The organism is Collinsella sp. CLA-AA-H302 (assembly GCF_040093305.1).
GTDB lineage: Bacteria > Actinomycetota > Coriobacteriia > Coriobacteriales > Coriobacteriaceae > Collinsella.
On sequence record NZ_JBBNJW010000006.1, the window covers coordinates 109956 to 132837 of the forward strand.

20 protein-coding genes are annotated in these 22882 nt (G+C 60.5%); all 20 read left to right on the forward strand.

Annotated features, from left to right (window positions below; translation table 11 throughout):
- The first annotated feature begins 4 nt into the window (after window positions 1–4).
- The 20 genes from AAAV21_RS05985 (at window position 5) to AAAV21_RS06080 (ending at window position 22882) form a co-directional block, all read left to right on the forward strand.
- Window positions 5–286 (forward strand): DNA-directed RNA polymerase subunit omega, encoded by a 282-nt coding sequence (locus AAAV21_RS05985; protein ID WP_035138532.1) that lies wholly within the window; start codon window positions 5–7, stop codon window positions 284–286.
- Complete coding sequence (gene thiI / locus AAAV21_RS05990; RefSeq protein WP_006235944.1) at window positions 287–1531, forward strand: tRNA uracil 4-sulfurtransferase ThiI; 1245 nt, start codon at window positions 287–289, stop codon at window positions 1529–1531.
- Between the two features lie 213 nt (window positions 1532–1744).
- Complete coding sequence (locus AAAV21_RS05995; protein ID WP_349108119.1) at window positions 1745–2458, forward strand: helix-hairpin-helix domain-containing protein; 714 nt, start codon at window positions 1745–1747, stop codon at window positions 2456–2458.
- Window positions 2455–4758, forward strand: coding sequence for a DNA internalization-related competence protein ComEC/Rec2 (locus tag AAAV21_RS06000; RefSeq protein WP_349108121.1), 2304 nt, complete (start codon window positions 2455–2457; stop codon window positions 4756–4758). Before AAAV21_RS05995 ends, AAAV21_RS06000 begins: the two co-directional genes overlap by 4 nt.
- Before the next feature lie 78 nt (window positions 4759–4836).
- Window positions 4837–5799, forward strand: coding sequence for a DNA polymerase III subunit delta (holA, locus tag AAAV21_RS06005; protein WP_117654809.1), 963 nt, complete (start codon window positions 4837–4839; stop codon window positions 5797–5799).
- Window positions 5800–5933: 134 nt separating this feature from the next.
- Window positions 5934–6200 carry a 30S ribosomal protein S20 gene (gene rpsT / locus AAAV21_RS06010; protein WP_022094714.1) on the forward strand — a complete coding sequence of 89 codons (267 nt, stop codon included), beginning with the start codon at window positions 5934–5936 and terminating at the stop codon, window positions 6198–6200.
- 96 nt (window positions 6201–6296) lie between these two features.
- Window positions 6297–8108 carry a translation elongation factor 4 gene (lepA, locus tag AAAV21_RS06015; protein ID WP_117776228.1) on the forward strand — a complete coding sequence of 604 codons (1812 nt, stop codon included), beginning with the start codon at window positions 6297–6299 and terminating at the stop codon, window positions 8106–8108.
- A gap of 4 nt (window positions 8109–8112) precedes the next feature.
- Complete coding sequence (gene dusB / locus AAAV21_RS06020) at window positions 8113–9156, forward strand: tRNA dihydrouridine synthase DusB (protein ID WP_349108123.1); 1044 nt, start codon at window positions 8113–8115, stop codon at window positions 9154–9156.
- A gap of 2 nt (window positions 9157–9158) precedes the next feature.
- Window positions 9159–10391, forward strand: coding sequence for a radical SAM family heme chaperone HemW (gene hemW, locus AAAV21_RS06025; RefSeq protein WP_349108124.1), 1233 nt, complete (start codon window positions 9159–9161; stop codon window positions 10389–10391).
- Window positions 10392–10449: 58 nt separating this feature from the next.
- The gene (locus AAAV21_RS06030) at window positions 10450–11553 is read left to right on the forward strand and encodes a DnaJ domain-containing protein (protein ID WP_349108126.1); all 1104 of its coding nucleotides are present in this window, start codon (window positions 10450–10452) and stop codon (window positions 11551–11553) included.
- A gap of 81 nt (window positions 11554–11634) precedes the next feature.
- Window positions 11635–12783 (forward strand): molecular chaperone DnaJ, encoded by a 1149-nt coding sequence (gene dnaJ, locus AAAV21_RS06035; RefSeq protein WP_117635252.1) that lies wholly within the window; start codon window positions 11635–11637, stop codon window positions 12781–12783.
- A gap of 9 nt (window positions 12784–12792) precedes the next feature.
- Window positions 12793–14085: a MiaB/RimO family radical SAM methylthiotransferase gene (locus AAAV21_RS06040; protein ID WP_349108127.1), complete on the forward strand. Its 1293-nt coding sequence runs from the start codon at window positions 12793–12795 to the stop codon at window positions 14083–14085.
- A complete protein-coding gene (locus tag AAAV21_RS06045) occupies window positions 14066–15052 on the forward strand; it encodes a PhoH family protein (RefSeq protein ID WP_349108129.1) in 987 nt (328 codons plus the stop codon). Before AAAV21_RS06040 ends, AAAV21_RS06045 begins: the two co-directional genes overlap by 20 nt.
- Window positions 15049–15558, forward strand: a complete 510-nt coding sequence (ybeY, locus tag AAAV21_RS06050) for an rRNA maturation RNase YbeY (protein WP_349108130.1) — start codon at window positions 15049–15051, stop codon at window positions 15556–15558. Before AAAV21_RS06045 ends, ybeY begins: the two co-directional genes overlap by 4 nt.
- A 9-nt stretch (window positions 15559–15567) precedes the next feature.
- The gene (locus AAAV21_RS06055; protein ID WP_118289032.1) at window positions 15568–15945 is read left to right on the forward strand and encodes a diacylglycerol kinase family protein; all 378 of its coding nucleotides are present in this window, start codon (window positions 15568–15570) and stop codon (window positions 15943–15945) included.
- Window positions 15946–15957: 12 nt separating this feature from the next.
- The gene (era, locus tag AAAV21_RS06060; RefSeq protein ID WP_349108132.1) at window positions 15958–17013 is read left to right on the forward strand and encodes a GTPase Era; all 1056 of its coding nucleotides are present in this window, start codon (window positions 15958–15960) and stop codon (window positions 17011–17013) included.
- Between the two features lie 14 nt (window positions 17014–17027).
- Window positions 17028–17777: a DNA repair protein RecO gene (recO, locus tag AAAV21_RS06065; protein ID WP_349108133.1), complete on the forward strand. Its 750-nt coding sequence runs from the start codon at window positions 17028–17030 to the stop codon at window positions 17775–17777.
- 138 nt (window positions 17778–17915) lie between these two features.
- Window positions 17916–18194: a 30S ribosomal protein S15 gene (rpsO, locus tag AAAV21_RS06070; protein ID WP_035138510.1), complete on the forward strand. Its 279-nt coding sequence runs from the start codon at window positions 17916–17918 to the stop codon at window positions 18192–18194.
- Window positions 18195–18343: 149 nt separating this feature from the next.
- Entirely contained in the window at window positions 18344–20590 is a 2247-nt protein-coding gene (locus AAAV21_RS06075) for a polyribonucleotide nucleotidyltransferase (protein WP_349108135.1), read from the forward strand.
- Window positions 20591–21211: 621 nt separating this feature from the next.
- A complete protein-coding gene (locus tag AAAV21_RS06080; RefSeq protein ID WP_349108136.1) occupies window positions 21212–22882 on the forward strand; it encodes a ribonuclease J in 1671 nt (556 codons plus the stop codon).

A 22882-nucleotide genomic window follows, 5' to 3' on the forward strand; every position in this document is an offset into this window, starting at 1 on the left:
GTCCGTGTCCGTTGTAAAGCCTTGCATTGACGATCTTCTGGAGAAGACCGATCACAACCGCTTCCTGCTCGCTTCGCTTGCCTCCAAGCGCGCCTGCGACATCAATAGCATGCTGCGTGGCCAGCACAACCGCGTGCTTGCCGTCCAGGATGTCGATGACATCACCATCGGGCTTTCCGGTGCCGATACCATCTCGATGGCTATGGACGAGATTGTCGACGGCGACATCTCTTACGACGAGGCCCGTTACGAGAAGGCGCTCGGCCACAAGGTTGCTGAAGCCTAAATGGCGGCTCGCGTCTGCCTAGTCCACTATCACGAGGTTGGACTGAAGGGCAAGAACCGCGCACATTTTGAGCATATCCTCATGGATAACATTAAGGCGGCCTTGGCCGCCTTTTCCGTGAACGCCGTGTCTCGAATTTCCGGTTATATCCTCGTGACCTTTAACGAGCATCAGGCCGACGAGGCGGCGCGTGTCATCCGCACCGTCCCCGGCGTTGCTCGTGTGTCTTTGGCGTATCACACCAACCGCGACCCGCAGGAGTACTGCGCCGCCGCCGTGAAGGCGCTGCGCGAGTTTGGTTCCTTCGATTCGTTTAAGGTGCACGCCAAGCGCTCCAATACTGACTATGAGCTCACCTCGATCGATATCAATCGTCAGGTGGGCGAGGTGCTGTGTGAGGCCTTCCCCGATAAAAAGGTTCAAATGCATGACCCCGATGCGATGGTGCACGTACTGGTGGTCCAGGGTAGCGTTTATGTGTACGCGCGCTCCGAGCGCGGCGTGGGCGGTCTGCCGGTGGGTTCTGCCGGCAAGGTCGTGACGCTGCTGTCGTCGGGTATCGATTCTCCGGTGGCGACCTGGATGCTCGCGCGTCGCGGCGCGGTTTGCGTGCCGGTACATTTCTCCGGTCGTCCGCAGACGCCCGATACGAGTGAGTATTTGGTGCAGGACATCATCCGTGCGCTTGAGCCGGGTGTCCAGATCGGTCGTCTGTACGTGGTTCCGTTTGGCGACTGCCAGCGTGAGATTTCGGTCACCTGCCCCAGCAACCTGCGTGTGATCATGTATCGTCGCATTATGTATTCGGTTGCCGAGCGCATTGCGCACATCGAGGGCGCCAAGGCCATCGTTACGGGCGAATCGCTTGGGCAGGTTGCCTCCCAAACGCTTGAGAACATCATGGCCGTCAACGAGGCCGTGAAGATTCCCGTGTTCCGTCCTCTCATCGGTTCGGACAAGCAGGAGATCATCGCGCGTGCCGAGGAGATCGGTACGTTCGATATCTCGACTGAGGCCGCTCCCGACTGCTGCACGTTGTTTATGCCGCGCCGTCCCGAGACGCACGCTAAACTCGATGCCGTACATGAGGCCTGGGAGTTGTTCGATCATGAGGAGATGATCGAGCGCCTGCTCAAGCAGACCGAGTACATCGACTTCGAGAGCAACACGTATAAGGCCCCTAAGACCTTAAAACGCAAACATTCGGAGCTTGCTCCGCGTGAGATTTACCAAGATCACGAGTAAATTTGTGTATAGACAGACGATGCGCCTGTATCGTCGGTCTTTTGGTATCTGGGTATTTTGCGGCTAAGTGTTCATTTGCTGACGTATGTCTGAATAAATGGACATTATTTCGCAAGGTTTTGGTCAGCTTTTGGTTTGACCTCGAAAACCGGTTTTGGGGCGTGGCTGTTGCGGAGCTCCTTTCCTGACACGATGGTGTTGGGAGGTTTTGCTATGGCGCAGCGCGAACAACACGAACGAGTCAAAAAGATGGACCGCTGGGCGGGAAAACTGCTCGGTCATAAGGCAGTGGTGATGGCGATACTGGTCGTCATTGCGATGTCGAGTGGACTGGCAATGGCGAACCTTGGCGGCGGTGCCGGCGGCGTGTCGTTTGAGCGTACTGATGGTTCGGGCTCGTTAGTGGAGCCGGGATCCGGTGATGCCTCGAGCGGAAAGACATCCGAAGGCTCTTCGACTAAGGCTTCTGCCGCGGCAGAGGTCTATGTCGATGTCGATGGCGCCGTTGTGTCGCCCGGCGTATATCGTCTCAAGGACGGCGCGCGGGTGGCTCAGGCGATTGATGCCGCCGGCGGGCTGGCGCCCGAAGCAGACGTTACGGGGCTTAATCGTGCATCCAAGGTCACTGATGGACAAAAAATTCACGTTCCAACGGTAGGGGAGCAGCAGGTGTCCATTGTGGAAGCCGGTGTTGATGGTGGGACTTCCGCATCATCAGGCGTCGGTGGCGCAACAGGCCTAGTAAACATTAATACGGCAAGCTCGGCAGAGCTGCAGACGCTCTCGGGAATAGGTCCCTCAATGGCACAGTCGATTATCGATGAGCGGACAAAGAACGGTGCTTTTGCTTCGGTTGACGATCTGATGCGCGTGTCGGGAATCGGCGAGAAGAAGCTTGCCAAAATCAAAGATTGCATCTGCGTATGAGTGCGACCGAGCGAGAGCACGTGATGCCTCCGCGGCCCCTGATTCCGTGGACGATGGCCCTGTGTGCCGGCATGTGCGTGAGCTGCGCCTTGGTGCTCAGCATAGCCGCTGATGCGCTGCTGAGGGAGCGGGCGACGGCGGTCGGGCCGCTATGGGCCATTCCCGTTGCGGCAGCGGTTTTCGTTGTGCTGGCTCACTCTTGTGCGAGGCTTGCCCCTTTGAAGCGGTGGCTGTATGCCGCGTCCGTCGGTCTCGTGGCGGGAGCGGTCGTCTCGGCGTGGTGGGCTGTGGGTGCGCTAAGCGCCTCGAGGGCGCTCGACGGTCGAGCGGCAAGCGGCCTCGAGTTTGTCGTGCAGGGTGATCCATCCATAAACGACGACGTGTATTCCTATACCTGCGAGGCACGCGCGGACGGTAAGAACTTGGCAACGGTTCGCCTATCGTGTGATCGTGAGCTCAAGGTCGGGGCGCACATGCGTGTTATCGGTCGCGTTTCGCGTTTTGAGAACGACGCATATGGACGATCGCGCGTGCTCCGAGGCGAGGTGCGCAAGGTTAAAGCCGTTCGGATTTTATCGGTCGATGAGGGTTCTCCGGGGCCGCTGCTTCGGCTGCGAAATGGGCTGCTTGCGTCCATCGCGCCTGCGACCGACCCGGCGCGTGCGCTCATAGCCGGTGTCGTCTGCGGTCGTTCGGCCGAGCTGCGCGCCCAGCCGGCGGGCGACTGGTTTTCTGTGACGGGAACGGCACATCTTATCGCCGTCTCGGGCAGCCATTTGGCTATCGTGGGGTTTGTAATCGAGGGTGTATTGCAAAAGACTCGGTGCTCACGTGGTCTTCAGCGGGCGATATTGGCGATAACGCTTGTGGGCTATGCTGCCTTTACGGGCGCGTCTCCCTCGGCCGTGCGTGCGTGCTGCATGGTGTTCGTGACGCTTGTCGTAAACGGCGCGGGGCGTCGTCGGCACGGCGCATCGGCACTCTTCGTAACCATGTCCATCTTTGTGCTACTGCGGCCGACGGTGCTGTTCGAGATGGGCTTTCAACTCTCGTGTGCCAGCGTCTTAGCCATTCTGTGCTTTTGTCCCTATGCGACCTACGCTTTGGGTGAGCTAGGTGTGCCATCAGGCGTTGCCAGCGTGCTTTCCGTCACGCTGTGCTCACAACTGGCGACACTTCCCATTACCATTCCTGCCTTCGGTACATTCTCGCTCATTGCTCCGTTGGCAAATGCGGTCATCGGTCCGGTGGTGAGCGTACTGCTCGCTGTGTCGATCGTGCTGGCTCCCTTTTCGCTCGTGGGACCGTTGCGGACTTGGGCGCTCGTTGTGCCCATGATTGCCGCCCGTTGCGCGCTGTTCTTCGAGCAGCTGTTTGCCGCCGTGCCAGGTGCATACGTGAGCGTGCCGCCCGATAGCATGTGGATTTACCTAGTGCCGTGTTTTCTGGCGGTTCTGCTGGTCTGGTGGCCGCGTCCCCGTGCACGTCCTATGGCGGTGGGGCTTGCATGCCTGATGCTCTTGGCTGCGATTCCGTACGTCTATTGGGATCGATTCGCTCCGCCTTCGGTGACGGTGCTCGATGTGGGCCAGGCCGATGCGATTCTTATCCGCCAAGGCGGCGCAGTTGCACTTGTCGACTGCGGGCTCGACGAGCGTGTGGTTGCGGCGTTGGTTCGCAATAACGTGCACCATATCGATGCCGTTTTTGTGACGCATTGGGATGAGGACCACTGGGGTGGTTTGCCTGCCGTGCTCGAACAGTTTTCGGTCGGAACGATTGCCGTGGCGGCGGATGCGCTGGAGGATGCTCCTGCCGAGGTATTGAACCGACCTGGCGTGGAGTATCGGCAGGTGCGCCGTGGGGATACGGTCGACATCGGCTCATTTTGCGCTCGCGTGATGTGGCCATTCGAGTTCGTGGATGGCGAGGGAAATGAGGACTCGCTTGTCCTGCTGCTCTCTTATGTTCAGGAGGGCAAGGGCCTGCGAATACTTCTCACCGGTGATGTCGAGCTCGACCAAGAGCGGGAATTCGTGCAGGAGGTGGGGGATATCGATGTCCTTAAACTCGGGCATCACGGCTCCAAGGTTTCAGTCGATGGCGAGTTGCTGGACGTCCTGAAGCCCGAGCTTTCCCTCGCAAGCGCCGGTGAGGGGAATCGATACGGCCATCCGTCCGATGCCTGCATCGATGCCGTTAAGGAAGCGGGTGGTGTGTTCGCGTGTACCATCGAACACGGCGACATTACCGTCACACCGACTGCGAATGGCTTTGCGATGCGATGCCAGCGACCGTGACGACGTCGTTGGCGTGTGGTGGGCCCCTGGGCTAAAATGGCACGGAACGAATACGAAGGCCTGCGGGAGGGGAGCGCAATGTCCGAAACCGGTTTGCTGCCGGCATATCTGATCGTCGGTACCGACGGAGTTAAGCGCGACCACGCCGTCTCGCGTATGAAAGCGCGTCTGGAAAAATCGGGTATGGTCGAGTTCAACCTCGACGAGCGAGACATGACCAAGGACCCCGATATCGAGTCCATTATCGGATCGCTTAACACCTTTCCGATGGGCAGCGAGTTTCGTCTGGTAATCCTCGATGGCTGCTCAAAGCTCGCCAAGGCGGTCTCGGAGCCGCTCGTTGGGTATCTGGCGAGTCCCAGCCCAACAACGGTCTGCCTCATCATCGCCGACTCACTTGCCAAGAATACGCGCCTGTATAAGGCAATCGCCAAGATCGACAAGAAGGCTATCGTCGATTGCTCGGGTACCAAGCGCTGGGAACTGCCGCGCCGTGTTCAGCAGATGGCGACGCAGCGCGGTAAGTCGATTTCGACGGCGGCCGCCGAGGAGCTCGTCTCGCGTTCGGGCGAAAACACGCGCATGCTCGATAACGACTTGGCTAAGCTTGCCCAGATGGTCGAGTCGCCCCAGATTGAACTTGCCGATGTTGAGCGCTGGATTGTACGTACGGCCGAGGTCCAACCCTGGGACTTCCTCAACGCCGTCTCGGCTCGCGATATGCGGCGTTCGCTCGAGCTCTTTAAGCTCCTGCCCTCCAAGAGCTACGTGTGGACTTACACATTGCTGTGCGGTCGCATTCGCGAGCTTATCGTCGCCAAGGCGCTCGACGCGCGTGGGCAGGGTCGCGAGCTGGCCGCAACGCTCAAGCTCCAGTCCTGGCAGGTCAAGAATCACCTTACCTGGGCGCGTCGTTTTTCGATGACCGAGCTCGTCGCAGCGCTCGAGGGTGCCGTTGATGTGGAGCTCGCGCTCAAGGGTTCGGCCGATTCTCAGACGGCGCTTTTGCTCTGGATTACGAACATCTTGAGAAAATCGTGATGATACCTGCCTATTTGACAAATTCGTTCTATCCCTTTGAGGAGGAGCGTGCTATAGTAGGCGCTTGCATGACCTCACCGTGTCTCAGAGGTGTCATACATTTTTTTGCAAGGAACTCGAAAGGAACTCCAGAAGTGGCAAACATCAAGTCTCAGAAGAAGCGTATCCGCACCAATGAGGCAGCTCGCATGCGTAACAAGGCTGTCAAGTCCGAGCTCAAGACGCTGACCAAGCACGTCCAGTCCGCCGTCGCCGAGGGCGACGCCGAGAAGGCCCAGGCTGCCCTCAAGACCGTCACCAAGCGTCTCGACATGGCTGCCGCCAAGCATGTTATCCACAAGAACCAGGCTTCCAACCGCAAGTCCGGTCTTGCCAAGCTCGTGAACAGCATCAACGCCTAAGTTGTAAATTTCACACCACACAGATTACGCGCATAAATGGAGCCTGTTTTATGGAACAGGCTCCATTTTTTGTACCGCTCGGGTAAGATAGTCCGCATGAATACTTCAATTGACATTTCCCACATCCGCAACTTCTCGATCGTTGCGCACATCGACCATGGCAAGTCCACGATCAGTGACCGCATCCTCGAGCTCACCCATACCGTCGACGAACGCGACATGGAGTCGCAGCTGCTCGACACCATGGATATCGAGCGCGAGCGCGGCATTACGATCAAGTCCAATGCCGTCCGCGTTTCCTATGACGCCGACGATGGTGAGACGTATCAGTTCAATCTGATCGATACGCCGGGCCACGTGGACTTTACCTATGAGGTCTCGCGCTCGCTGGCAGCCTGTGAGGGCGCGGTACTCGTTGTCGACGCCACGCAGGGCGTCGAGGCGCAGACCGTTTCCAACGCGACGCTCGCCATGAACGCCAATCTGGACATTGTGCCGGCCATCAACAAGATCGACCTGCCCTCGGCCCATCCCGATGAGGTTAAGACCGAGATCGAGGATGACCTGGCGATCCCTGCCGATGATGCTGTGTGCGTCTCGGGCAAGACCGGCGAGGGCATTCACGATCTGCTGGAGTCCATTGTCTTTTTGATTTCGCCGCCTAAGGGCGATGCAAACGCTCCGCTCAAAGCGCTCATTTTGGATTCGTACTTTGACGAGTATCGCGGTGTGGTGGCTACGGTGCGCGTCTTCGATGGTTCCATCAAAAAGGGCGATACCCTGCTTATGATGCAAGCCAAGGGCGACTTTTTGGTCGACGGCGTGGGCGTCAAGCGTCCTGCCGAGACCCCGGTCGACGCGCTGACGGTCGGCGAGGTCGGATATGTGGTCACGGGCTTGAAGGATCCCGAGGCCGTTCGCGTGGGCGATACCCTTACGTGGGCGTCGAACCCCTGCCCCGAGCCGCTTCCCGGTTATCGCGAGGCCAAGCCCATGGTCTATACGGGCCTGTTCCCGATCGACAATAAGGACTACGAGAACCTGCGTGACGCGCTCGATAAACTGCACGTCAACGACCCGTCGTTGGTGTGGGAGCCCGAGACCTCGGTGGCGCTCGGCTTCGGCTTCCGCGTGGGCTTCCTGGGCCTGCTGCACATGGAAGTCGTCAAGGAACGCCTGGAGCGCGAGTTCAACCTGGACCTCATTGCCACGAGTCCCTCGGTTGATTATCACGTCTACAAGACCGACGGCGAAATGATCGATGTCCGCAGTCCGCAGGACCTTCCCGAGGCCACACGCATCGATCGTATCGAGGAACCCTACCTCAAGGCAAAGATCATCTGCCCGCCTGAGTACACGGGTGCCGTCATGCAGCTCGCCATCGAGCACCGCGGCGTCACAACCGACATGATCCACCTGACGAGCAAATCGGTCGAGATGCGCTTCGATATGCCGCTCGCCGAGCTCATCTTGGATTTCTTCGATCAGCTCAAGAGCCGCACCAAGGGCTATGCCTCGCTCGACTACGAGTTCAACGAGTACCGTCCCTCCGAGCTCGTGAAGCTCGATATTTTGCTTTCGGGCGACGAGGTGGACGCGCTTTCGTTTATCGTCCATAAGGACAAGGCATATGGCCTGGCCCGTGGCCTGTGCGACAAGCTCAAGGAGATCATCCCGCGTCAGCTGTTCGAGGTGCCTATCCAGGGTGCTATCGGCAACAAGATCATCGCCCGTTCCACCGTCAAGGCGCGTCGCAAGGACGTTCTTGCCAAGTGCTACGGCGGCGATATCTCGCGTAAGCGCAAGCTGCTCGAGAAGCAGAAAGAGGGCAAGAAGCGCATGAAAGCCATCGGATCGGTCGAGGTTCCGCAGGAGGCCTTTATGGCGATCCTCAAGGTGGACGAGTAGGTCCATGGGGCTTTCTGATTACAGCAAGCGGCTGCTGGGTGCCTATGCCGAGCAGCCGTTCCTTATGGCTCCCATGGCGGGCGTAACCGACCCTGCCTATCGCATCATGTGTCGCCGCCGCGGTGCCAACCTTGCCTACAGCGAGATGGTGAGCGTGGCGGGCCTTGCCTATGCCAGCAACAAGACCTGGCGCCTGGTGCTACCGGCCGACGAGGAGCAACAGATTTGCGTGCAGCTCTTTGGCTCCAAGCCCGATCAGTTTGCGAGCGCCGTTGCCGCCGTCGAGGAGCGCGTTGGCGATCGCCTGTCGCTCATCGATATCAATATGGCATGCCCCGCCCGCAAGGTCGTTACCAAGGGCGAGGGTTCGGCACTCATGCGCACGCCCGACCTGGCGGAGAAGATCGTCGAGGCCACGGTGGGCGCGGCGCACGTGCCCGTGACCGTCAAGATTCGCAAGGGCTTTTATGCCGAGGACCGTAATGCCGCGACATTTGCCCAGATGCTTGAGAGTGCAGGGGCTGCCGCAGTCGCCGTGCATGGTCGTTGCGCCACGCAGCTCTACACGGGCCAGGCCGATTGGTCGGTCGTCGATGAGGTTGCCGACGCTGTCGAGATTCCCGTGATTGGTTCGGGCGATGTGTTCTCGGCCGAGGACGCTGCTGAGCATCTGCACGGCTCGGGTGCCAGCGCGGTGTTTATCGCGCGCGGCATCTACGGCAATCCGTGGGTGTTCGGCGATGCCCGAGCCCTTGCACTCGATGGCACGCCGGTTCCTTCTCGCTCCTCGGTCGAGCGCCTGGAGGCTCTGCGTGAGCACCTGACGTTGACGCACGAGCTTCTGCCGCTCATGTCGCGTGCTCGCACGTACGCAAGCTGGTACTTAAAGGGCATGCCCCATGCCGCCGCCTGGCGCGCTCAGGTGGTGCGTTGCTCTACGTACGAGGAGTTCATGTCGCTGGTCGATGATATCGAGCGCGATGTGGTGGCCTGCGAGGCCGCGCTTGCCGCCGGTGAATCGGTGCCCTCTCATCCGCTGGAGGCCTAAGGGTGGCCGTTACCGCGCTGTACGTGCACGTGCCGTTTTGCGCTCAAAAATGCCGCTATTGCGACTTTGACTCGTGCAGCTTTGCTGCGTGTGATTTGGATGCCGCGCTCGATTCCTATTTTGAGCAGCTGTATGCGCGCCTCGATTCCTTTGGCGACGCCGGGGCGCTTGCGCAGGTCCGCACGGTCTATATTGGCGGCGGCACGCCGTCGCTGGCTGGGGAGCGCCTGGTGAAACTTGCCCGGCGTATCTCCATGTGGTGCAAACCCGTTGAATTTACTTGCGAAGCCAATCCTGAGTCCCTGACCGCTGAGCTCGCCACCGCGCTTGCCGAGGCGGGTGTCACGCGCATCTCTCTGGGCGTGCAAACCCTCGACGATACCGAGCTGGCCGCTATTGGCCGCATTCACGATGCTAATCGGGCACTTGCGGCTATCGCGACGGTGAAGGATGCTGGCCTTGATGTGTCGTGCGACCTGATGTGCGGCCTTCCCGGGCAGACGGCCGCAAGCTGGCGGAGCACGCTCGATGTCGTGTTGGCAGCGGCGCCTCATCATGTGTCGGTCTACCCGCTCACGCTCGAGGAGGGCACGCCACTCTATCGCATGGCGTGCCGTGACGAGTCGCTCGAGCCCGACGAGGATTTTCAGGCTTCGTGCATGGACGCGGCGCGTGAGCGCCTGGGTGCGGCCGGCTATCATCCGTATGAGGTGGCAAGCTACGCGCTCGATGGCCATGAGTGCGCCCATAACATTGCCTACTGGACCGGACGAGGCTACCTGGGCCTGGGTCGTTCTGCCGCGGGCATGCTCGACGACGAGGATTTCGACCGTCTTGCAGGCTTGTTCCCCGGCGTGTCTTCTCGGGGCGATGCGTACCGCGTGCGTCTGGTGCAACGTGACGATGACGCGACGGCGTTCGAGGCCGAATATCTGTCGCAGCGCGAGGCTGTCGCCGAAGACTTGATGCTCGCTTGTCGCATGACGCGCGGTGTTGCGTCCGACCTGTTGGCTCGTGCAGCTTGCGTCATCCCAACGGGCGAGCTGGCAGCTGCCTGCGATCGCGCGCTCGAATTGGGTCTTGCCACTTGGGTGCCCGAGACGCTCTGGGGTCATGAGGGACCCTTCACTACGGCAGATGTCGTCGCGGGCCATGTTCGAGCTCGTCTGGCGCCGACCCATCTGGGCTGGCTCGATGGAAATGTTCTGTTCGAGCTGTTTTGGGATCTAGCTTAGGCCGCTCGGGTAGAATTACCGGAATATATACGCTGCTGTGAGCAGGAGGTTGCCGCGCATGGCGACGATGAACGAAAAAGATTACTACGAGATTCTGGGTGTCTCCAAGGACGCCACCTCGCGTGATATTCAAAAGGCCTTCCAGCAAAAGGCCCGTAAGCTCCATCCGGACGTCAATAAAGAGCCGGATGCCGAGGAAAAGTTTAAAGAGGTTTCCGAGGCCTACGCCGTGCTTTCGGATGAGCAAAAACGTGCGCGCTACGACGCCATGCGTTCTGGCAATCCCTTTGCCGGTGTTCCTACGGCTTCGCCCTATGGTGGCGGCTACGCCGGCAGCACGGGCTATGGCAATCCCTTTGAGGGCGGCTTTCCCTTTGGTGGCGCCTGGGGCCAGCAGCGTCGCGGCCAGGCTGCCTACAATCCCGAGAACGGCGCCAACGTGGTCGTCGATATCAAACTCGACGCCAAGGAGGCCAAGGGCGGTGCCCGCAAGACCGTCCGCTACACGCGCTTCGATACCTGTAGCAACTGCGGCGGCTCGGGCTCCGTTTCGTCTGAGCATGCCCATACCTGCCCGAGCTGCGGTGGCCGCGGCCACATCGACGTCGACCTGTCCTTCCTGTTTGGTGCGGGCACGTTCCAGTCGGTCTGCCCCGAGTGCGGCGGTTCCGGTAAGGTCGTGGCCGACCCCTGCCCCGATTGCGGTGGCAGCGGGCGAACCCGTGTGACCTCCGAGCAGACGATTGAGTTTCCTGCCGGCACGCACGATGGCGACGAGGTCCGCATTAGCGGCATGGGCCATGCTGGCACTAACGGTGCCGCGGGCGGCGACCTGGTCGGCCGCGCCCATGTTGAGGCCGAGCGCTTGGAAGGCAAAGCTCGTACTGGCTTTTACCTGATGGGCATTGTGGCGCCGTTTTTGGTGCTGTCGGCCATCTCGGGAGTGTTCTCGGCCTTTGCCGTGATGTGCTTTATTCCGTTTACCATGGGCCTGTTCATGGTGCTTTCGGACGGTGTGCTTCATCGCAGCCTGCTGTGGTGGAAGCGCGGTGCGATGCAGTTTGCCAACGGTTTTGCCAACGGCTTCATGTTCGCGCTCGTGTCGGTTTGGTTCGCGAGCTGCTCGCAACGGGCCATGCTTTCGCCGTATCAAATGCAATAACATCAAACCCTTTGTTTGCGGTCGGCCCAGCTTGGGTATAGGACGCACTGTGACAATAATGAAAGTCGGAAGGATTCGGTCGTGTCGGAAAATAGGGATTACTACGAGGTGCTTGGCGTCGACAGGGATGCCGACGCGCGGACGATTAAGCGTGCGTTTTTAAAGAAGGCCCGTACCGTACATCCGGATGTTTCGGACGATCCCGAGGCCGAGGCCAAGTTCAAGGAGCTCAACGAGGCCTATTCCGTTCTTTCCGATGAGCAGAAGCGTGCTAACTACGACCGTTACGGCACTGCCGACGGTCCTGGTGGTTCTGGCTATGTCGACATCAACGATATCTTTGGTGGCATGGGCATGGACGACCTGTTCTCGTCGTTCTTTGGCGGTGGCGCCGGTGGTGGCGCCCGCAGCCGTCGTGAGCGTCGTCGCGGACGTGACATGGCCATCTCCCTTTCGGTGACGCTCGAGGAGGCGGCGCTCGGTTGCAAAAAGACGATCAGCTATGATCGCCTTGCTCCTTGCGAGGACTGCAACGGTACCGGTAGGGCCGAGGGTGCACAGGAAAAGCAGTGCAGTCGCTGCCACGGTACGGGCTACGTCACGACGGTTCAGCGATCGTTTTTGGGCCAGGTTCAGTCTTCCTCGCCTTGCCCCGACTGCCATGGCGAGGGCACGGTTATCGACCATCCCTGCGAGACCTGCGACGGTCAGGGTCGCACGCCTTCGCACGAAAAGATCGACATCGATATTCCCGCCGGCGTTTCGACCGGTCGCCAGCTGCGTGTGAGCGGCTTTGGCGAGGCCGGCCTTCGCGGCGAGCCTTCGGGCGACCTGATTGTCAACGTGCGCGTCGCCGACCATGAGCGCTTTAAGCGCAACGGTGACGACCTGTACCTGGTGAGCGATATCTCGATTGCGCAGGCTGCGCTCGGCTGCGAGATCGAGGTCGAGGGCATTATGCCCGACGAGGTCGTTAAGGTGACGGTTCCCGCCGGCGCCCAGTACGGCGACACCGTGAGCGTCAATAATTACGGCATGCCGCGCATTGGCGGTGGCGGTTCGCGTGGCCGCCTGATCGTGCAACTGCGCGTGGTCGTTCCCACCAATCTTTCCAATAAGCAACGCGAGCTGCTCCGTGCTTTTGCCGATGAGATGGGCGATGACGTCGCTTCCGGTAAGAAGTCGGTGACCGACCGTATCAAGAGTGCCCTCGACGATATCCTCGATTAAGGAGCCCGCGTGCTCGCACCCCATATTTCCGTCGTCAACCTCGGCTGCCGTGTCAACCGGGTTGAGTCTGACCGTATCACTGCCGATCTTATGCGCCTGGGCTTTGCCATTGTGGAGCCCCAGGATGCCGATTTGATCGTCATTAACACCTGTGCCGTTACGGGCGAGGCTGAGGCCAAGACCCGTAAGGCCGTCCGTCATGCGCTGGCCCATCCAAATGAGCCCTATGTGCTCGTGACCGGTTGCGTGGTCAATTTGCATCCCGAGGAGCTGTTGGAGCTTTCGGATCGCGTGATCGCCGAGCCGTCCAAGATCGATGTCGCCGAACGTGTCTGCGAGGTGCTGGGCGTTGAGTCCGATAGCGTTCCCGCCTGCAGCGATGGCGAGGTGGTCGATGCGCTCGGTCGCTCTCGCCTGGGCGTGAAGATCCAGGACGGCTGCAACCATCGCTGCACCTATTGCATTGTGTGGAAGGCGCGCGGCCCCGAGCGCTCCGTGCCCGTCGAGTCCGTGCTTGAGCAAGTTCGCGAGGCCCGGGAGGCCGGCGTGCCCGAGGTGGTGCTGACCGGTGTGAACCTGGGTGCCTACGATGGCAAGAGCGCGACCGACGAGCATGTCGAAATCGATGAGCTGCTCGAGGCCATCATGGAGCGCACGACTATTGCGCATGTGCGCATTTCCTCGGTCGAGCCCATGGATATCTCTGAGCGCCTGCTTAAGGTTATGGCGCGCTATCCGCAGCGTATCGCCCCGTTTTTGCACCTGCCCGTGCAGTCCGGCTGTACGGCGACCCTTCATCGCATGGGTCGTCCCTATAGTGCGGAGGCCTTTGAGGACACGGTGCGTATGATTCGCGCCAACTTGCCCCAGGCGTCTCTTTCGTGCGATGTCATCGTCGGTTTTCCTGGTGAGACGGACGAGGAGTTCGAGGAGTCGCTGGCGCTGTGCCGCCGTGTGGGTTTCTCGCGTATGCACGTGTTCCGCTATAGCAAGCGTCCCGGTACCCTTGCTGCCGACATGCCCGACCAGGTGCCGCCCGAGGTTATGGCCGAGCGCAGCCGCCGTATGCGAGACACGGCGCAGGAGCTCGCTATTGCCGATGCTCGTCGTCGCGTGGGCACTGTCGAGCGTGCCGTGCTCGAGTATGGTGACAGCCTGACGCTCGGTTCGTTCCATCATGCCCGTCTTGACGATACCTGTGGACTTACAGCCCCGTGCCTGCTCGATGTTGCTATCATCGGAGTCGATGATTCCGGCTTGGTCCATGCGCGCAGGGAGGTCCATGGAAGCCTCGAAGATTAGACTTACCGTTCCCGAGGGAGTTGATCCCTCGCGTGTTTTGGGCGCCGGCGACGGCGTCCTTCGTGCGCTCGAGAGCTTGGTTCGCGCTCACGTGGTCGCCCGTGGCGATAGCATCTCCGTGAGCGGCGACCCGGACGAGGTCGAACTCGTGGCGCGTTTTTTTGAACACGCTTTTCGCGAGGCGGCTGCCGGTCGCACGCTGTCTGCCGACGACGTCTCGCGTTGCTTGGCTGTCTTGCGCGATGGAGAGCACGATGCCTCGTCGTTGCGCGATGACGTGCTGCTTTCGTATCGAGGCCGCGTCATTCGTCCTAAGACGCTCGGCCAAAAGCGCTATGTTGACGCCATCCGCTCGCATACCATCACGTTTGGCCTGGGCCCCGCCGGTACCGGTAAGACCTATCTAGCCATGGCGCTCGCCGTCGCCGCGCTCAAGCGCCATGAGGTGGGTCGCCTGGTCCTTACGCGGCCCGTTGTCGAGGCGGGTGAGAATTTGGGCTTTTTGCCCGGCACCCTCGAGGAAAAGATCGACCCTTACATGCGTCCGCTCTACGATGCCCTGTTTGACATGATGGACCGCGAGCGTACCGACGAGCTCATGGAGCGTGGCGTGATCGAGATTGCCCCGCTCGCCTACATGCGCGGCCGAACACTGAGCGACGCCTTTGTGGTACTCGACGAGGCGCAAAACACGACGCCTGAGCAGATGAAGATGTTCCTGACGCGCCTGGGCTTTAACTCCAAGTTTGTGATTACCGGTGATCTGAGCCAGCGCGACCTGGTGGGTCGCCGCGGCGGCCTGGCCGATGTCGAGAAGATATTGGGCCGTGTCGACGATGTGGCATTTTCGCACTTGGAGCGCGCCGATGTGGTGCGCCATGCCCTGGTGGGCAGGATCGTCGAGGCCTATGATGCGTATGATGACGTGCGTGAGCAGCGCTCGCGCGACCGAAAGGAGTCCCGTTGAGTGTATTGATCAGCAACGATGCCGAGCTCGATACGCTGCTCGACGCCCAGGAGGTGGAGCACATCTGCCAGTTCGTGCTTTCTGCCGAGGGCGTTGAGCGTGAAGTCGAGATTTCCCTTTCGTATGTCGACGAGGACGAGATGCACGAGCTCAACCACGAGTGGCGCGGTATCGATCGCACCACCGACGTTCTTTCGTTTGAGTGCGACTCTGCCTTTGACGAGGATATTCCCGCCGACGAGACGATCGAGCTCGGCGATATTATCTTGGCACCGCAGGTCATCGCTCGTCAGGCTCCCGGTTTTGGTAACAGCCCCGCCGACGAGTGCCGGCTGATGCTTGTGCACGGCATGCTGCACCTGCTGGGCTATGACCACATCGAGGACGATGAGGCCGAGGTCATGGAGGCCCGTGAGGATGCCATCCTGCGCGATCTGGCGCTCGAGCGCGGCGAGGACCCCAAGTTGGTCCACGTCGGTCCCATCACCAACCATGCCCACGACTAGGAGCCGTCTATGATTCCCGGATCGAACAAGGACCATCCGTCCTTTCTAAAGTCGTTCTCCTACGCCATGGAGGGCTTTGTCACCGCCGTTAAAACCGAGCGCAACATCAAGGTCATGCTCGCGGCGGGCGTGTGTACCGTCATTGCCGGCTGCATTGTCGGCCTCGACATTGCCGAGTGGGCCACGGTTATCATCTGCTGTGGCCTGGTGATTCACGGCGAGCTGTGCAATACCGCTATGGAGGCGATTGTCGACCTGGCGACCCAGGAACTTCATCCGCTGGCGAAGCGCGCCAAGGATATCGCCGCCGCTTCCGTGTACGTTCTTTCCATCACCGCCGCAATCGTGGGCCTGCTGGTCTTTGCCCACGCGCTTGGCTTTATTTAGAAAGGGATTCCCATGTCCGACAATATGCAGCCTACCGATGAGGTTCTGGACGAGGTCGAGGATGCCGATTCGATTGACGAGGTCGAGGAATTCGACCCGTTTGAGGGTATGAGCGACGAGGAGCTCGACGCCCTATGTGACGAAGACGAGACGTCTCTGGGCTTTGGCGATGTGGAGCCCGGGTTCCGCAGCGGCTTTGTGGCCCTGGTCGGTCGTCCCAACGCCGGTAAGTCCACGTTGCTCAACGCATGCTATGGCAAAAAGGTCGCCATCACCTCGCCGGTGGCCCAGACGACTCGCCGCCGCATGCGCGCCGTGGTTAACCGCTCCGGCTACCAGCTGGTCTTTGTCGATACTCCGGGCATTCATAAGCCCAAGGACGGTCTGGGCTCCGAGCTCAACAAAAGCGCCCTGTTCGAGCTCAACGACGTTGACGTTGTCGCGTTTTTGATTGATGCCACCAAGCCCATCGGCAGGGGAGACGCCTGGGTTGCCGAGCGCGTCAGAGGCGCCCGCTGCAAGAAGGTCTTGGTGCTCACCAAGGCCGACGAGGCCGACCCCGCGCAGGTCATGGAGCAGCTCAAGGCAGCGCATGAGCTTATGGAATACGACGACGAGATCGTGACCTCGTCGGTGAAGAACTTCAACGTCGACGCCTTCATCGAGACCGTTGCGCACTTTTTGCCCGAGGGCCCGCGTTGGTTCCCCGAAGACATGGGTACCGATGCTTCCGACGAGACGCTTGTTGCCGAGTTTGTGCGCGAGAAGGTCTTGCGCCGCACCCGCGACGAGATCCCGCACTCCGTGGGCGTGATCTGCGATGCGCTCGAGCAGACCAAGAAGGTGCTGCGCGTGCATGCCACCATTTACGTGGAGCGCGAGGGCCAAAAGGGCATCATCATCGGCAAGGGCGGCGAGATGATCAAGCATATCGGTATTGACGCCCGTCGCGATCTTGAGCGTATTTTTGGCACGCAGGTCTTTTTGGAGCTGGACGTGAAGGTCAAGGCCGGTTGGCGCGACGACGAGGCCCAGATCCGCCGCTTTGGGTATAACGCCGAAGACTAACCTTTCGAACGCATATGGCAGGTTCTCGCACATATCGCACAAAAGTGCTCGTCCTCGATAAGACCAAGCTCAAGGAAACCGATCTGATTTTGACGATGCTTGACGAGCGAGGCCGCCAGGTGCGTGCCGTGGCAAAGGGCGCGCGCAAGCCTGGCGGTCGCTTGGCGGCGCGCTGCGAGCTGTTCTGCACGGTGGATATGCTGCTCGCGCACGGACGCTCGCTCGACATCGTGTCTCAGGCCGAGTTGTTGGAGGCTCCCCTTGGCGCCGCCCCCGACTATGAGGTGACCTGTGCGGCGAGTGCGATCGCCGAGGTCGCGCGCGTATGTTCGTTTGAGGATGCAGAGGATCCTTTTACCTTTGCCATTTCCTCGCGCGCCTTGGAACTCGTGGGCGGCGGTCTCGATACGGCGCACATGGACCTCCTGGTAGCCGCCTTTGTCTTTAAACTGCTGTCGCATATTGGGTATCGTCCCGATTTTTCTGCCTGTGTGTCGTGCGGCGACCCCATGTTGTCGCATTTTTCGTCTCAGGCGGGCGGCTTGCTATGCGGGTCGTGCGCGTCGAGCGTTCCAGGTGCAGAGCTGGTGTCGACCGGTGAGGTCGCATGGCTGCGCGCCCTCATGTTCATGACCTTCGACGAACTTATGGATCAAAAGATCGACCCGCATACTTCGGCGTTTTTGCTCGGGCTTTCGCATGTCTGGGCGGCAACACATACCGATCAACGGCTCCGTGCGATGGAATTCATGTTGGGTCGGTGATGATGCGCAGGCGCATGCTGCTTGTGGTAACATACCGACCTGTTGGTACCTCGACCTTGGTTGCTCGCTCCACCGGCGACTTCCCAGTCCGAGGCGAATCGAGTCGCCCGCGGGCGACGTAAAACGAAAGGTGAAACAATGACTGTTTCCAAAGAGCGCAAGGCGGAACTGACTGCCCAGTTCGGTAACACCCCGGTCGACACCGGTAACCCCAAGGTTCAGGTTGCCATCCTGTCCGAGCGCATCAAGGAGCTGACCGAGCACATGAAGTCCCACCAGAAGGACTTCCACACCCGTCGTGGCCTGCTTATGCTCGTCGGCCGTCGTCGTCGTCTTCTCTCCTACATCAAGAAGAACGACATCGTCGAGTACCGTGAGCTCATCAAGGCTCTGGGCATCCGCGACAACATCCAGTAGGATTTGTACATGCTAAGAGCGTCCTGCGCAGCGGGGCGCTCTTTTTGTGTAAGGGCGTGAACAATCACGCTCTGAAGCGTGGCGGGGGCAGGGGGCCCGCGTCACATGAGAAGCCCGCAGGCAAGGGGCCTGTGGGGTAAAGGAGAACAATGACACTCGTATCCAAGACCTTTGAGCTGTACGGCAAGACCTACACCTTTGAGTCCGGCGAGCTTGCCAAGCAGGCCACCGGTGCCTGTCTGGTCAAGCAGGGCGACACCACGATGCTCGACACCGTGGTCGTCTCCAAGGAGCGCAAGAACTACGACTTCTTTCCGCTGACCGTCGACTTCAACGAGAAGATGTACGCTGCCGGCCGCATCCCGGGTGGCTACCTCAAGCGCGAGGGCCGTCCCAGCGAGAAGGCCACGCTCACGGCCCGCATGATCGACCGCCCGATCCGCCCGAGCTTCCCGGACGGCTTCCGCAACGAGGTGCACATCGTCGCTACCTCGCTCGTCGCCGATCAGGTCAACCCCTTCGACGTCATCAACGTCATGGGCGCCTCCCTGGCCATGACGCTTGGCGGCGTGCCCTTCGAGGGCCCGCTTGCCTGCGTGCGCATCGGCCGCAACGTGGAGACCGGCGAGTTTATCGTCAACCCCACCTATGAGGAGCGCGAGAACTCCGACCTGGACCTGGAGCTGGGCGGCTCTGCCGACTTCATCTCGATGGTCGAGGCCGGCGCCGAGGAGATCTCCGAGGACGACATGCTCGCCGCCATGAAGTTTGGCCAGGAGGCTCTCGCTGCCTTCTGCCAGGCCCAGGATGAGTTCGTCGCCGAGTGGGAGCAGGTCAACGGCGCCATCGTCAAGAAGGAGTACCCGCTCGACCAGCCCGTCGAGGAGGTCCAGGAGCGCATCTTCGCCCACTACGACGAGATGGCTGCTGCCCTGCGCGACGCCGACAAGCTCTCCCGCATCGGTAAGGTCGAGGCTCTGAAGGAGTCCATCCGCGCGGAGTTCACTGACGAGGAGCAGGCCGCTTGGGAGCGCGAGATCCCTGTCGCGCTCAAGAAGCTCGAGAAGAAGGCCATGCGTACCATGGTCGTTGAGACCGGCGAGCGCGTTGACGGCCGTGCCGCCGATGAGATTCGCCCCATCATGGTGAAGGACAACTACCTGCCGCTCGTTCACGGCTCCGGCCTGTTCCAGCGTGGCCAGACCCAGGTGCTTTCCGTCCTGTCGCTCGGCATGCTCAACGAGGGCCAGCGTCTGGATACCATCGAGCCCACCGAGGGCAAGCGCTACATGCACCACTACAACTTCCCGCCGTTCTGCACCGGCGAGACCGGCCGCATGGGCAGCCCCAAGCGCCGCGAGATCGGACACGGCAACCTGGCCGAGCGCGCCCTGCTTCCGGTGCTCCCCGACGAGAACGAGTTCCCCTACGCCATCCGCGTGGTCTCCGAGGTCATGGAGTCCAACGGCTCCTCTTCGATGGCTTCGACCTGCGGCTCCACGCTCGCCCTTATGGACGGCGGCGTGCCCATTAAGCGCCCGGTCTCCGGTATCGCCATGGGCCTGATCCAGGAGGAGGGCAAGACCGTGGTCCTGTCCGACATCCAGGGTCTCGAGGACTTCCTGGGCGACATGGACTTTAAGGTCACCGGTACCACCGAGGGCATCACCGCCCTGCAGATGGACAACAAGGCCACCGGTCTTACCTTCGACATCTTGGCCCGCGCCCTGCAGCAGGCCAAGGAGGGTCGCGCCTTCATCCTGCAGAAGATGCTCGATGTGATCCCCGAGCCGCGCCACACCACGCGCAGCACCGCTCCGCGCATCGTCTCCATCCAGGTTCCGACCGACAAGATCCGCGACGTTATCGGTTCTGGTGGTAAGGTCATCCGCGGCATCCAGGACGAGACCGGTGCCTCGGTCGACATCCAGGAGGACGGCACCGTCTTTGTCGGCGGCACCGGCGAGTCCGTCGACCAGGCTGTCGAGCGCATCAAGCTCATCATCAAGGTTCCCGAGCCGGGCGAGGAGTACACCGGTCGCGTTGTCTCCATCCAGCCCTTCGGTGCCTTCGTGAACCTTCTGCCCGGTAAGGACGGCCTGCTGCACATCTCCCGCGTCGCCAAGGGTCGCGTGGAGAAGGTCGAGGACGTCCTCAACGTCGGCGACGAGGTCAAGGTCGTCGTTATCGAGGTCGACGATCGCGGCAAGATCTCGCTCGATCGTCTTGACAAGCCCGAGGCCCCGGCTCGCGCCGAGGGTTCCTCCGAGGGCGACGGCGAGCACTTCCAGCGCCGTGAGCGTCCGCGTCGCGAGCGCACTGAGCGCAGCGACCGTCCGCGCCGTCCCGGCGACAACGGAGGCCGCAAGCCCCGCCGTCACCACGACGCCGAGTAAGCGCAGCACATAAGCAGCTCAACAAGGGCGACTCCTCGTGGGAGGGGTCGCCCTTTTGCTAGCACCCGGCTGGGCGGCATATGAAGTTTCCTGCTCTACAGTCCTGCGCAAGACGGAAAGCACATTAAGTGCTTTCCTTTGCGTGCGGAACTCGCGATAAACTTCATATGCCGCCCAGCCGGGTGCTAGCAAAAGGGCTGGTTAACGTTAATGTAAGTCCTCTTTTCTCTGCTGGCGTCTTATCGGTCGGCATTTCCTCTAGATAGAACTGGGCACCCATATAGCTGGTCAAATTCGATAGGCCTTCCGTGGGGCTGGCGCTGATGAAGTTTATCGCGAGTTCCGCACGAACAGGAGGCCACTTAATGTGGCCTCCGTCGTGAGCAGGACTGTAGAGCAGGAAACTTCATCAGCGCCAGCCCCACGGAAGGCCGGTGGGATAGACCGCCTCAGATGGGGCTTTGATGCATGGGTGGTCTGTTGGTGGGCAAATGGGTATCATACTGTGGTTATTGCATCGACTCTGTGATGCATGTTTGTACGTTCCCGGCGGTCGGTTTGCCAGAAGCGCCCCGTCGGTTGTTCCAGACCCGTTTCGAAGAAAGGAAACCACACTTACCTATGGCAGCTAAAAAATCATCTCCCTTGAAGATCATCCCGCTCGGCGGCCTTGATGGCATCGGCAAGAACATGACGGTTTTCGAGTGCGGCGACGACATGGTGCTCGTCGACGCCGGTCTCATGTTCCCGGATGACTCCCAGCCCGGTATCGATCTGGTGCTTCCCGACTACACCTACGTTCTGGAGAACGAGGAGAAGCTCCGCGGTATCATCGTTACCCACGGCCACGAGGACCACACCGGTTCGCTTCCGTACCTGCTGCAGGACCTCAACAACAAGGTGCCCATCTTCTCGAGCAAGCTGACGCTCGGTTTTATCGAGGGCAAGCTTTCTGAGTTCCGCATCCGCGCGCCTAAGTTCCGCGAGGTCAAGGGCGGCAGCCATGTCAACCTCGGCGGCATCTCGCTCGACTTCTTCTCGATGACGCACTCCATCCCCGGCGCTCTGGGCGTGTTCATCCGCACCAATCAGGGCACCGTTATGCACACCGGCGACTTTAAGCTCGACCAGACGCCCATCGACGGCGTCACGCCCGACTACGCCGCTATCAGCCGCTTTGCCAAGCAGGGCATCGACCTGCTGCTTTCCGACTCAACCAATGCCACGGTTCCCGGCTTTACCAAGTCCGAGGCCGAGGTTGGTCCCAACCTGCTGCACGCCATCAAGAACGCCCCGGGTCGCGTGTTCGTCGCATCGTTCTCGAGCCACATCCATCGTTTGCAGCAGATCTGCGATGCCGCCCGCAAGTGCGGCCGTAAGGTCGTTGTGACCGGTCGCTCCATGCTCACGAACACCCGCGTGGCGCGCGAGCTCGGTTATCTCAACATCGATGATGCCGATATCATCGATGCCTTCGATATCGATAACCTGCCTGACGACAAGATCGTCGTCATGTGCACTGGTTCGCAGGGCGAGCCGCTGTCGGCTTTGTCCCGCATGGCCAATGGCGAGCACAAGACGCTCTCCATTCACGAGGGCGATACCGTTATCCTCTCGGCAACTCCCGTTCCTGGCAACGAGAAGGCCGTCCAGCAGGTCGTCAACAGCCTGGCCAAGCTCGGCTGCGACGTGTGGGATAAGAACCGCGCTCTCGTCCACGTCTCGGGTCACGGTAGCCAGGAGGAGCTCAAGCTCCTGATGGCCATGGCCAAGCCTACGTACTTTATGCCGGTTCACGGTGAGGCCGTGCATCTGCGCGCCCATGCCCAGCTGGCCCGCAAGATGGGCATCAAGGACGATCATATCTTTATCCTCGATAACGGTGACACGCTCGAGATGCGCGGTGGTATCGTCAAGCGCGGTGCGCCCGTCGAGTCCGGTGTCGTTTACGTCGACGGCCTGCGTATCGGCGATACCGACCCCATCGTCCTGCGCGATCGCCAGAAGCTCGCCAACGACGGTATGGTCACGGCCGTTGCCATCGTCTCCCTCAAACATAAGAAGATCGAGGCCATCGAGTTCTCGGGCCGCGGCGTCTCGTTTGCCATCGACGACCAGTTCTCCGAGGATGCCTCCGCGTCCATTATGAAGACGATCGAGAAGGGTAAGTTCAGCTTTACCAGCAGCGGTTCCGATGCCATTCGCAAGGCCGTGCGCGATTCGCTCTCTAACTTTATCTGGAGCCGTACGCGCACCCGTCCGATGATCATCCCGGTCGTCATGGAGGTTTAA